The organism is Streptomyces sp. NPDC001668, from assembly GCF_042893155.1.
GTDB lineage: Bacteria > Actinomycetota > Actinomycetes > Streptomycetales > Streptomycetaceae > Streptomyces.
On record NZ_JBIAUQ010000025.1, the window covers coordinates 68,139 to 80,018 of the forward strand.

At 64.0% G+C, this 11,880-nt stretch carries 12 protein-coding genes; 11 read left to right on the top strand and 1 reads right to left on the bottom strand.

The window, feature by feature from the left end:
• Positions 1-225: 225 nt before the first annotated feature.
• The 9 genes from ACFYZ8_RS43665 (at position 226) to ACFYZ8_RS43705 (ending at position 9,300) form a co-directional block, all read left to right on the top strand.
• Positions 226-546, top strand: a complete 321-nt coding sequence (locus ACFYZ8_RS43665; protein ID WP_007385064.1) for a WXG100 family type VII secretion target — start codon at positions 226-228, stop codon at positions 544-546.
• Between the two features lie 67 nt (positions 547-613).
• Complete coding sequence (locus ACFYZ8_RS43670) at positions 614-907, top strand: WXG100 family type VII secretion target (RefSeq protein ID WP_359034920.1); 294 nt, start codon at positions 614-616, stop codon at positions 905-907.
• 169 nt (positions 908-1,076) lie between these two features.
• Positions 1,077-2,378: a type VII secretion-associated serine protease mycosin gene (gene mycP / locus ACFYZ8_RS43675; protein WP_359034918.1), complete on the top strand. Its 1,302-nt coding sequence runs from the start codon at positions 1,077-1,079 to the stop codon at positions 2,376-2,378.
• 5 nt (positions 2,379-2,383) lie between these two features.
• Positions 2,384-2,698, top strand: coding sequence for a hypothetical protein (locus ACFYZ8_RS43680; RefSeq protein WP_359034916.1), 315 nt, complete (start codon positions 2,384-2,386; stop codon positions 2,696-2,698).
• 38 nt (positions 2,699-2,736) lie between these two features.
• On the top strand, positions 2,737-4,152 hold the full coding sequence (locus ACFYZ8_RS43685) for a hypothetical protein (protein ID WP_359034914.1): 1,416 nt from the start codon (positions 2,737-2,739) through the stop codon (positions 4,150-4,152).
• A 94-nt stretch (positions 4,153-4,246) separates the two neighbouring features.
• Positions 4,247-5,557, top strand: coding sequence for a S8 family serine peptidase (locus ACFYZ8_RS43690; RefSeq protein WP_388533905.1), 1,311 nt, complete (start codon positions 4,247-4,249; stop codon positions 5,555-5,557).
• Positions 5,558-6,087: 530 nt separating this feature from the next.
• Positions 6,088-7,242 (top strand): hypothetical protein, encoded by a 1,155-nt coding sequence (locus ACFYZ8_RS43695; protein WP_388533902.1) that lies wholly within the window; start codon positions 6,088-6,090, stop codon positions 7,240-7,242.
• 343 nt (positions 7,243-7,585) lie between these two features.
• Positions 7,586-8,098, top strand: coding sequence for a hypothetical protein (locus tag ACFYZ8_RS43700; RefSeq protein WP_388533899.1), 513 nt, complete (start codon positions 7,586-7,588; stop codon positions 8,096-8,098).
• A gap of 257 nt (positions 8,099-8,355) precedes the next feature.
• Positions 8,356-9,300: a hypothetical protein gene (locus ACFYZ8_RS43705; protein WP_389050831.1), complete on the top strand. Its 945-nt coding sequence runs from the start codon at positions 8,356-8,358 to the stop codon at positions 9,298-9,300.
• A 251-nt stretch (positions 9,301-9,551) separates the two neighbouring features.
• On the opposite strand, the gene ACFYZ8_RS43710 is transcribed toward ACFYZ8_RS43705, so the two are convergent.
• The gene (locus tag ACFYZ8_RS43710) at positions 9,552-10,064 is read right to left on the bottom strand and encodes a hypothetical protein (protein ID WP_388533894.1); all 513 of its coding nucleotides are present in this window, start codon (positions 10,062-10,064) and stop codon (positions 9,552-9,554) included.
• 323 nt (positions 10,065-10,387) lie between these two features.
• Between ACFYZ8_RS43710 and ACFYZ8_RS43715 the strand changes: the two genes are divergently transcribed.
• Positions 10,388-11,152, top strand: coding sequence for a hypothetical protein (locus ACFYZ8_RS43715; RefSeq protein WP_388533891.1), 765 nt, complete (start codon positions 10,388-10,390; stop codon positions 11,150-11,152).
• Positions 11,153-11,472: 320 nt separating this feature from the next.
• Entirely contained in the window at positions 11,473-11,856 is a 384-nt protein-coding gene (locus ACFYZ8_RS43720; protein WP_388533888.1) for a hypothetical protein, read from the top strand.
• Positions 11,857-11,880 lie beyond the last annotated feature (24 nt).

The window sequence follows — 11,880 nt, forward strand, 5'->3', positions numbered from 1 at the left end:
TGGTCGCGTCACACTCACCCTCGCCCTCACACTTCACGAACGCACTTGTGAAAAAGGTGAGTTGAGTTCATCGCGATCTTGCTACAAGCCCCAACTGATGTTCGCTCTGTCAGCGGATGCGACTAGAGTGGAACCAGACCGGACTGGATACGTCTGCCGCCATTCGGTGTCGGCGTTTCGAGTGAGGGTCGACTCAGAACTCCTACGTCTCATGGGGGACACAACATGGCTGGACAGCAGTTCACCATGACCGAGGAGGAGATGGTCGCGTTCAGCGGCAAGATCTCCTCGGTCAACTCCTCGATCCAGGGCGAAATCTCCCGCCTGCAGACCGTGATCGACACGATCACGGGCGGCTGGAAGGGCTCGGCGGCCACCGCGTACAACAACCTGCAGTCGCAGGTGAACCAGGATGCCAACAAGATCAACCAGATCTTGAACGACATCAAGGAAGCGATCGACCAGAGCACCAAGGCCTACGCGGCTTCGGAAGAGGAGCAGCGCGCGTCCATCCAGAACATCGCCGCCTCGTCCCCCTTCGGATGATCGGACCCGTGCGCCGTCGCGCACGGCCGTGACCGACCATCCACACATCCGAGGAGACATAGAAGAGATGTCCGGGCAGATTCTTGTAAATTTCGCCACGATCTCCCAGGCCGCGCAGGACGTCCGCAGCACCGCGGGCAAGATCCGTACGCAGCTTGACGAGCTGGAGAGCGGCGTCAAGCGCATCTCCGCCAGCTGGGAAGGCCAGGCGCAGGAGTCCTACCGCGCCAAGCAGGCCGAGTGGGACCAGCGCGCCGCCTCCATGCAGCAGACGCTGGAGGCCATCGCCAAGGCCCTCGACAGCGCCGCCCAGAACTACCAGGCGACCGAGTCGAAGAACGCCCAGATCTGGGGCGGCTGACGTGACCGCTTGATGGGGGCGAGTGTGCTGTCGCGCACTCGCCCCCATCGGCGATTCACGGGGCGTATGGACGTATCGGCTCATAGCCGGTTCATGCGCCCCGCAGAGGAACAAAACGGGAGGACGTAAGACAGTGGGATCCGGGGCATCGCGCGCCACACGTCGGAGCGTGGTCGCGCGTGGGACCACAGCCGCGCGTCGCAGCGCGGCAGTCACCGCCGCCCTGGCGGTCCTCGCCTGTGGGCTGCCCTTCGCGGGCGTCGCACCGGCAGCCGCCGCGGACCAGGTGCGGACCGTCTTGGCCGACGACGACGTGCGCTTCCAGATCGACGACACCAGCTGCTCGTTCCCGTCCGACATCATCAAGGGAACGCCCTGGTCCCTCCAGCGGATCGTGCTCGACCAGCTGTGGCAGGACACCAGGGGCAAGGGCGTCAAGGTCGCCGTCATCGACACCGGCGTCGACACCGTCAACGCGCAGCTCAAGGGCGGCGCCGTCATCGACGGCACGGACTACCTGCACAAGGGCGGCACGGGCAAGATCGACCCCACCGTGGGCCACGGCACCAAGGTGGCGGGCATCATCGCGGCCCGGAAGCTCGAAGGCACCGGATTCATCGGCCTCGCCCCGGAAGCGACGATCATCCCGATCCGCCAGAACGACGACAAGGGCAGCGGCAACGTCGGCACGATGATGCAGGCAATCATCTGGGCCGCCGATCACGGCGCGAGCATCATCAACATCTCGCAGGACACCGCGTCGAAGATGAACCCGACGGTGGACACCGCGTTCCGGAACGCCATCAAGTACGCCCAGGACAAGCACGACGTCCTGATCGTCGCGGCGGCCGGCAACAACGGCGCGGACGGCAGGACCCAGAAGACCTACCCCGCGGCCTATCCGGGTGTCCTAGCGGTCGCGGCCTCCGACCGCAACAACGCGCGTGCCCCCTTCTCCCAGTCGGGCAGTTTCGTGGGGGTGGCGGCGCCGGGCATCGACATGGTCTCGACGGTCCCGGTGGGCGGCCACTGCGTCGACCAGGGCACCAGCTTCGCGGCGCCGTACGTCTCCGGGGTCGCCGCACTGATCCGGGCCAAGCACCCCGAGTGGACCTACAAGCAGGTCATCACGCAGATCGAGCAGACGGCGGACCGGACCAAGGCGGGCCGTGACGACTTCGTGGGCTGGGGCGTCATCGACCCGGCAGCCGCGGTCAACGACGACACGACGCCCCCTTCGGCCGCCGGCCCCAAGCCGGACTCGATCGGCCGCGCGGGCGACTCCGCCAACGTCCAGGCCGCGACACTGGTCCTCGGCGAGTCCGAACAACAACGCACGGAACGCTACGCGCTGTACGTCGTCGCGGCGGGCTTCGCGCTGGTGCTGCTGCTGTTCGGGGGCGGACGGGTGCTGAGTGACTGGCGGCGCAAGCAGGGTGTGGGTAACAACGTGGAGTCAACGGGGAGCTGAGCATTATGGCTGAGCAGTACAGGGTCGATCTGAGTGAGATCGAGGGGACGATCACCAAGCTGAACGCTGTCCTCAAGAACATGTCGGCGTCCAAGGCGAGTGTTCAGAGCAAGACGTATCTGCCGCCGGGGGCTCTTGGGACTGGCTTCGGGGAGGCAGAGGCGCTGTACACAGCGCATGACCAGATGAAGACGGTCCTTGAGGGTGTCGTCCAATACCTCGAGGACCTGCTGGACGACTTCGGGCAGAAGACGAAGAAGACGCATGACGCGTTCAGCGACGCTGAGGCGGAGAACTACTCCGCGTTCCGAGGGAAGTGACAGGTGTTCTGCTACATGGAGATGAGGGGGCAGTAGCCATGGGCGACAAGGGCATCGGCAGCTTGGAATACATTCCGGCGAATCAGTGCTTCGCGGAAAAGCCCACCACGAAATTTGGGCTTGAATACGACATGGACCAGATGAAAGCGATGGTCCAGAGTGCAGACGCGGGAACTGTGTCGTCGGTCGCACAGGGCTGGGCAGATCTCAGTAACGACCTCGTCGGAAGCGGCGGCATCAAGGAAAGTCTTGAAGCTGCCGTCCAGCACGTCCTGGCGCACTGGGAAGGCCAGAGTGCGGACTTGTTCCGGGAGCGGGCGCAGGAGATCAGTAAGACAATCGCCGACAGCGCCGGCTACGCCGACAATGTCGCGGCTTCCCTCCATGGTGCGTCTGTGATCCTTTCGAAGGTAAAGGACACGGTCATGGCGATGCAGAAGCCAAGCAAGACCTCCAGTGCACTCGACTATGTAGGCGATCTCGGCGACCGGGACGCAGGGAATGCAGACAACGCCCTTAAGAACGGAGCCAGTTCCGGCGATGTCCTCGCCAGTAACGAGGGCAGCTTGTCAGCGGGGCGAGAGGCTCAGCTCAAGATGGCTGAGCAAATGGAGATTTTGGGTGCGGCTTATAACAGCCGGGCCATGGAGATGGGTAGGTGGAAAGGCGGCATCGAGGATTCCCAGGACTACCCTGGTGATCCTAGTGGTGGCGTTCCGCCCGCTCCCGTGGTCGTGCCTACAGGGACCGCAACGCGCAGCCCGCAGAAGGTATCGACGGGCAGTGTTCGCCCTAGCGGCCAGACCGGTGCGATCAGTTCATCCAAGCCTGTGTCTCCGCCTTCGGGCGTCACCGGTGGAGCACATAAAGCGATGCCCCAGAGCCCGACTGTAGGCACAGCGATTGATGGCATTTCCGGGGGGCGCACTGGTGCGCCGACGGTTGGCGGCGCTGGCATGGTCGGTGGTGGATCTGCCAGCGGTGGCGTCGGTGGCGGTGCCGGCTTCGTCGGTGGCGCGGTGGGCGGAGCGGCTGGAGCCGGTGCAGCCCGTGGTGGCATGGTCGGCCGGGCCGGCGCTGCGGGTACGGCAGGTCGTGCCGGAAGCGTGGGCGGCGCTGCTCGCGCCGGAAGCGTGGGCGGCGCAGGTGCTGCCAAGGGCGCGGCCGGGCGGGTCGGAGGCACGGCTCGCGGTGGCGTAGTCGGTGGCACGCCCAAGTCCGGTGCGGGCGCGGGCAGGGGCACCGCTGGTGGCTCGGGCCTGCACAGCAGCCGTGGTGCCGCAGGAAAGGGAGCCAGCGCTGTCCGTAAGGGCGGCATCGCAGGCGCCCCCGGTTCGCGCACCGGCCGCCGCAAGGAAGACGAACAGCACGAGGGCGAGCGTCCCGACTACCTGGTCGAGGACGAGGAGACCTGGACCCCGCAGACAAACGTGGCTCCTCGAGTCATTGAGTAGTCGCCTGCAGTCGGGGCTCACCGGCACGTGACAGGATGCGTGGGCGTGGCTTCCGGGCCACGCCCACGCTCAGTAACGGGATAGGGAAGACAGAATGGCCTTGAAGCGAACGGTGCACGCGTTGGGTGCCATGGCGCTGACTGGCGCGCTGATCCTCGCCGCAGCCCCTGCTGCTTCCGCTGACCAAACCAGACGTGACCAGTGGGCACTGGATGCACTGCAAGCCGAATCGGTCTGGAAGGTCTCGACCGGCAAGGGCGTCACTGTTGCCCTCATTGATAATGGCGTCAATGCCGACCATATCGACCTGACGGGCAATGTGCTCAAGGGGCGAGACTTTGAGGACAACGACGACGATCCGAGTCCCGAGGGGAGCAATTCGGGATCAGGTCACGGCACGGCAATGGCTTCGATTATTGCCGCTCACGGCCATGGACAAGAAGGAGAGGATGGCGTCAAGGGGCTGGCGCCGGGCGCCAAGATTCTCCCCATTCGGTCCGGCACCAATGGCTACGCGGATTCCATCCGCTACGCCGTCGACCAGGGCGCCTCAATCATCAACGTTTCTGAATTTCAGACGCAGGATCTCCCCCAAGATCGAGAGGCTGTGGCATATGCAATTGAGCACAATGTCTTGATCGTCTCAGGCTCGGGGAATAACGGAAATGCTAACATTCAGTTCCCTGCGAAGTATCCAGGCGTGCTAACTGTCGGAGGCGTGGACAGTAGCGGAAATGTTTGGGAAAAATCCAATTACGGTCCTGAAGTTCTTCTAACTGCGCCGGCTACCCGCATTGTGCATGCGGGATGGCCCGGAAATACCAAGCTCAGCATCGGAAACGGAACTTCAGATGCCACTGCCTATGTTTCTGCTGCTGCAGCGTTGATCCGGGCGAAGTTTCCCGACCTTACAGCGGGTCAGATTGCTAACCGCCTAGTGAAGACTGCTGTCGTTCCCCCCTCAGCCAAGGGTATCTCTCTCCCGGACAAGAAGTATGGCTACGGAATCGTCAACCCGCTGATGGCTTTGACGAAGAATCTCCCAGCGGGTTCCAAGTACGGACCTCTCAGGGTTTCAGGATCCGAGGCTTCTTCAGATGTTCCTAGTTCGGGAGCGTCCGACATCGGTACCGCCGAAAATAAAAAGGAAGACCAGAAGCAAGTACTCTTCGTCGTCGTCCTTGGTGTTGTCAGCCTGGTCGTGATCGGCTTCATTGTTCTCCTGATTGTCAAGCTGTCTCGACGGAACAAGAACGGCAGTCCTGAAGGGCCGGGCGGCTATCCGAACTATGGCCAGCAGCCGTCTCCGCCGCATCAGAACCCGTACCAGCAGCAGACAGCGCCGCAGCAAAACCCGTACCAACAGCCCACGCCGCCGCAGGGGCAGTGGCCGCCTCAGCAGTAGCCGCGGGTAGCCAGAGAGGGAGCGGCCTGACGTGGACGTGGGACCTCAAGGCCTTCCGGCCACCTCAAGTGGGCTCGCTGACTTGTAGTGGCTGGGCGAGCAGGGGACGGGACGTTTGCCACGAAGGGCCCACGTTCCTCTGTTCCTAGGCTACTCAGTCAGGCAACTCGGATCGCTCCGACTCGTCATGTCGATTGGTAGACGCTACGAATGCGTGGCGGTTCGAGTAACTCTCTTGAACTCGCATTCTGAGAACCGTAGGGACTTTTGTGTCGTACTCGCAGCCTCCTAGCGGCAACTGGCCGGGCCAAGCACCTCAGCAGGATGATCAGCGACAGCATTTCTTGCAGTCGTCCTGGCAATCCCCGCCTCAACCGACACCGCCGCCTCCCCGCCGGAGTCCTCTACGCAAGATTCTGATTGCCAGTGCCGGCGTAGTTGCGTTCGTCTTTCTCGTACTCACGAGCATGCTCGTTTATGGAAAAATGACGTATCATGCGCCCACAGATGATGAAGAATATGCTTACTCCGTGGGCAGGCTCTTTGACGACCTCAACCAGGCTCTCAAAGAGAAGGATGAGGCCTCTTTCATTTCACACTTCAATGGAACGGCCAAAGAAAAGCAGCGCAAGGTTTTTCGCAACCTTGTGAAGGTCCCTTTCTCGGTGGCGCGGTTTCAGCCTCTCAGGGAAGCAGCAGCAGCTGGTTACGAAGACATCGCCTTTGTACATCAGATCGAGGGTGTCGATGTCGCTCCTGTGTACGAGCAGTACACGTGGAAGCTGAAGTTTGACTACGAATCCGAGTACCCCTTTTCCGTCAGCGAGGTCCGCGAAAGCGACGCCCCTTATATCGGGCTGGATGCGACGTACTACCCTGCACCCTGGGATGTTTATGACGACATGACTGTCGTCAAGCAGGGGCGTGTAGTGGTCGTGTCGGACAAGAAGTATGCACGGAGTACCCAGTGTTATGCCCCGTATATCTTCCGTGCAGGTGCTGAAGATTTCTCCTACTGGGACCAAAAGGGTCCTGCCGACGTGTCCGTGACCAAGGGCGCGATGGTGATTTTGGAGCCGAACAGAAAGATCTACGACAGGTTCTTTTCTAGGGGCGGCGAAAACGACTCCTTGGAAGCTGGATCTACCGTATCGGTGCCGGCGTACAAATCGAAATCCAATGAGAGGCTTCAGTTCGGTTCCCGCGTGATCATGGACTCATCGCTCGCTAGGTTCACCTCGAGTACGTGGCGAGACGGGGTCCAACGAATCAGCCGTCATGAGATCGCGCATGCGATGCTCGCTCACTCTTCACCTCCAGCTACGTGGCTGGCTGAAGGCTTCGCCGAGTTCATGGAGCTTCGGGGGGATTCCAGCGCTGCTCAAGCAGAACTCAGTACGCTGAACGGCTATTTCTTCAGGGGGACTCCGCCGTCCGGCGGCGAAGATTTCTACTCGGATGACGCACGCGAGAGGGCGGGGAATTACACGCTGTCTCGGCTGGCAGTCCAGTACATGGCACAAAAGTACGGTGAAGAAAAGGCGCTCCGCTTCGTCGCGCTCTTTTATGCGGACCCCGCGAACGAAGAAAAACTTTACCCAACTCTGTTCGGAGTGGAGGAAGACCGCTTCTGGTCGCAATGGGCTTCATGGGTTCGCTCGGAAATTCCGGGTATCGGCAGTTGATGGTCCACTTATACGGTCGACTTTCCATGATTCGTTTTCCGCGGATGGGTGTTTGACGGAGCAGGGTTCGTTAGGCCCCGCTTGCGAGTCCGGCACGCCAGGTGTGGGGGGAGCGCCCTTCGGCTCAGGGCTTTTTCGTGGGGCGCACATCAGAATGGGCTTTTAAGGGGCAACCCGTGGCCCGTACCAGGCCCTGAGGAACTTCGCCGGCCCCTGCGCCCTCGCGACTGGTGACGACGGTCAGCGGGCATTGACAAGATCCACCACCTGGCGACGCGGCGACTGGACTTCCGTGTCGCTTACGCTCAGGCAGCGCTACATTCCCGGGGGCTTTCAACATCTGATGAGTACAACGACCCGCGGTTTCCACAGGGAGTGGGAGCCGAGACCGCCCAAGTCGGCGTTGCGTATCTGGGTGCGCTATGGCGTGCAGTGGATCTGGGGCCCCGTGATCTGGCTGCTCGCCCGGATTCCGTTGTTGCTGCTGGCCGTTCTCGAGATCGAGGTCCAGGGATCCGGGACGGGACGACGGATGCGCAAACCGCGTTGGCGGCGACGGATCTGGGTGGACCGGGAGCGACTGCGTCTCGACCGGATCCGGGACCCGCAGGCGCAGGAGCGTGAGTTGCGGCAACTTCTCGCGGACCATCGGCTGAACTGTGTCCCGCCGCGGCCCGGAGCACCTGTGCCGCTGCCGTGCCCCGGTGGCCGGCACCGGCTTGGCCTCGACGACTGCTACTACCGTCTCTTGGGTGCGAGGCGCGCTCTGGGCATCGCCTGCGACGAGTTCGGATGGGTGCCAGTGGACGGTGTCGAGAAGAAGCTGCCTGGCTGGTTGCAGCTGAGGTGCCCGTGAACTCACAGGTAAGTACCTTGGCGGGTTCGGCGTGGGGGCCACGCCCGCCCAAGTCCGCGTTCCGGCTGTGGAGCCGGTATCTCTTTCAGTGGTTCTGGGGGGCGCTGTATCTCGTTGCAATGGTCCTGGCACCGTTCGTCAGCGGGGTCCTGCATGTCCTTCACGACATGTCAGGGAGCCCTCGGACGCGCCCGCCCCGGCGCATTTGGCTGAGTCGCGACCGGCTGCGACGCGAGCGGAGTACGGACGCAGGCCAGGTGGAGGCGCGACTGCGGGAACGGCTCGCCGACCTCCCGGCTGCCAGTGGGCGTGCGAGGAGCGCGGCGCAGGTCGTCCAGGTGGATGACAGTTACTTCCGCCAGCTCGGTGCGACGAGGGCGTTGCAGATCGCGGGGGAGCACGGTTGGCACCTGCCCGAGGACACCGCCCGGTACGCGCCGAAGTGGTTGGTGCTGCGGCGGCGTTCGGTGGAAGGGCCCGAGCACCAGCGGCAGTTCGTGTCCCCCGCCCCCGCCCCCGCCCCCGCCCCCACCCCGCACCCAGCGCGGCAGCCGTCGTACCAGGAGTCGGGCTTTCCTGCGCCGTCCGCTCCGATCCCGGTCGGCAGGCATTCCATCGCCGGCGAGATCGGCGAGCGGATCCGTCTCTGGGGTGTGGGGCCACAGGAAGTCGGTCTCGCCTGGGTCGTCTTCGAGCCGGGGGAGGGGAAGAGAGGCGATCGGTCCTCCCCGCCTCCGTTCAGCATCCACGGCGGGCCGGACAATGGGCTGCTGTGTTCGGTCCGGCCGACAGGCCCTGCGACGTACGAGGTGTTCGCCGCCGACGGTTCGCCGCTCGCGCGGATCACGCGTCGGCCGGGCCGGATTCTGCTGGGACCTCGCCGTGTTCGGTGGACCGTGCAAGTGGCCGGCACCGCACAGCACGTCAGCGGCAAGGTCGGCACCTGGTACTCGTGGTTGGTCTATTACGTGGCCGCCCCGCTGTGGGTGCTCTTCTGGCTCTGCATGGTGGTCTACTCGCTTCTCAGCGGAGACATCGACGACATGCGAGTCATGGGTCCGAGCCGGACGCTGTGGCGGCTCCATGGGCCGGGCGTCGTCATGGAGTACCGGGGGCTCAACAAGGTCTACCACCTTGACCCCGGCCACATGGATATCCGCGTTGTCTACGCCCAGGCCGTTCTCCATTCCAAGGACCGTTGAGCGCAGCAGCGCAGCAGCGCAGCAGCGCAGCAGCCGTTCGCAGCCCCCTGGATTACGGCGTCTCCAGCGAATACAGGGACCCGTCCGTGGACGGTCGGGTCCTGTGTGGGCACCCTTGGGTCAGAAGGCGCGGTGGGGCACCGCACCAAAGCTGTTTGATCCCGTACTGCCATGAATGCCGGAAGCTGACGCACACGAATTCCACGCCCGCACGGTCTGTTCTGGGTTCGGTAAAAACTCGGACCGCTCACTCACAATGTGCCGAAGACCACCCCCCGCCAAGTCCACCCGCACTTGAGGACGGTGTCCCGCAGGGGGGTGAGGAGGTCCGAGCTGTCGAAGCGGAAGGTCTCCGTTGCTTCGAGGGTGCCGTTCTCTCCCTCTTGGATCCTCCGGTGGGTGGAGATGGTCCTGCTCGGGCCTCGTGTGTACCGCGACGAGATCTTCAGTGTCGGAGGATTTCCGACCCGGCTGACCTCCCACCCTTCCTCCAGGGCCCGTACCTCATGGTCCTCGTGGTCCAGGCGCATGCGGATGCGGACGGCGCGGGACAGCTGGGACTTGAGGAAGAAGCCCTGCCAGGTCGGCTCCGCCAGGCGCCACTCCGCGACCAGGTCGGCGTCCTCCGTAGCGCCGTCTCGGATGACGTAGGGGAGGTCGGGCCGGTTGAGGCCGAGCAGTGCTGTCCGTACCTCCGCGGCCGAGGCCGGTACGACATCGTCGGCGGGGTGCCGGGTGCCGGTCAACTTGTCGAAGAGTCCCATGGGTTCAATCTACGAGCACCTGTGCCCTGGAGTTCGAAGAGTGTCCGTAGCGGATCGGCATGGAGCGGAGAATTTCGGCGGGTTGTGTGAAGTGCCGGTGGCCGGAGGGTGGGGATATCGCTGTGATTCGCTGCCGGTTGGACTCCGTCTTCGATTGCTCGCGAGCTCCGGTAAGCTGCGACGGCCCTATCGGCGTCGAGGTGCGATATCCCTGGGGGTTTCGGGCTTTAACTCCGCCGATGGGAAACCGAGTTGGAGTGCCGGGCGACTGCTGTTGAATGATCAGGTCAACTCGCCCGCGAACGAATATCTACGGGGTATCCATGCAGAAGCACCACCTCTCCCTGCGGCATGCCGTCACCGCGGCCGCCTGTGCCGCCGCTTTGGTGTCGCTCACGGCCTGCAAGAGCGACAGCGATGCCGCGGAGTCCGCAGCCGGTTCCACGCCGTCCACGGTCGCGTCCACCGGCCCCGCCGCGGAGCCGAACGGAATCGAGAAGCTCTCCGCGAAGGAGATTTACGACACCGGCATGAAGACCAATGCCGAGGCGGGATCCTTCCACGAGAAGATGGACCGCGAGGGCAGCACGAGCGATCTGGGGCTCTCCGCCACGGAATGTGTCGGCACCGTCGAACTGTCCGGAAAGGGCTCCTTCGAGATCATCCGCAAGGGGAGCGACATCTGGGCCAAGCCCGACTCGGCGTTCGCCAAGGGCATGAACGCGGCGATCGGCGAGACCGCGTTGTCCGCTGACAAGTGGGTGCATGGGACGTCGAGCAACGCGCTGATGGCGAAGCTCGCCAGCTGGTGCCACCCGGAGCAGCTCACCGCCCCCGACACGCTCGACGCCGGTACCAAGGCGACCAAGGGCAAGGTCACCACGGTGGACGGTCAGCAGGCGGTGCCGGTCGTAGGGACGGAGAAGGGCGAGTCCGTCACGTGGTACGTGGCGACCACCGGCAAGCCGTACTTCATCAAGCAGGACAGCACCGGTTCCAACACGCTGGACCTCGCGGACTCCGACTTCGGCACGCCGGTGGGCGCGAAGGCGCCGGCCGGGGCGGTCGTGGCGGCGCCCAAGTTGTGATCCGAGGCGGGCGAAGGACGGCTCGGCGGGCTGGTGCCCGTCGGGCGGTCCGCGTTCGTGTCTCACCGTCTGGTGAACGGTGGTCCACGTAACGGAAGATCCGGTATCTTCGCCCTGCTTGATTGGCATGTCCTTGCCTACGGCACCGAGCGTGCGGCTCGGCCGGAGTGGGCACCCGCCTCCCGTCGTACGGATGCAACGAGATCCGGGGCCGGGTGAGGGCAGAAACGGACATGCCCACCACTTTCACAACGGGGATGAGGCAAGGGATGAGTACTCCCTTCGATGCGCCGCAGCACAGCGGATCCACTCGGACGCGGTTGAACTCCGTACCCGCGGACGGTGGTGGAGGGGGCGGTGGTGTCGGTACCGACGTCGATACCCAGCGCCTCGACGAGGCCGCCAACGCGCTCGTAGAACTGCGCGGTGACACCGAGAACGCCGACAACGGCGCCGACGACGACTGCCTGAGCGCCTCCAGGGGGCTGAACAAGCACAGTGCCGGGGGCATGGCCGAGGCCGGGTCCTGGGCCACCGCCGGCTCCTTGGTGACCATGGACGTCCGCTGGGGCTCGCAGGTCCTCAACCTCAAGCAGCTGCTCCAGGACATCAGCGACAAGCTCCACACCACGTCCGGCCACTACACCCGCACCGAGCAGGAGGAGCGGGCCCGGCAGAACTCGATCGGCACGCCCTTCGGGTGACGTAGGGCCGCCCGGGCCGTCGCC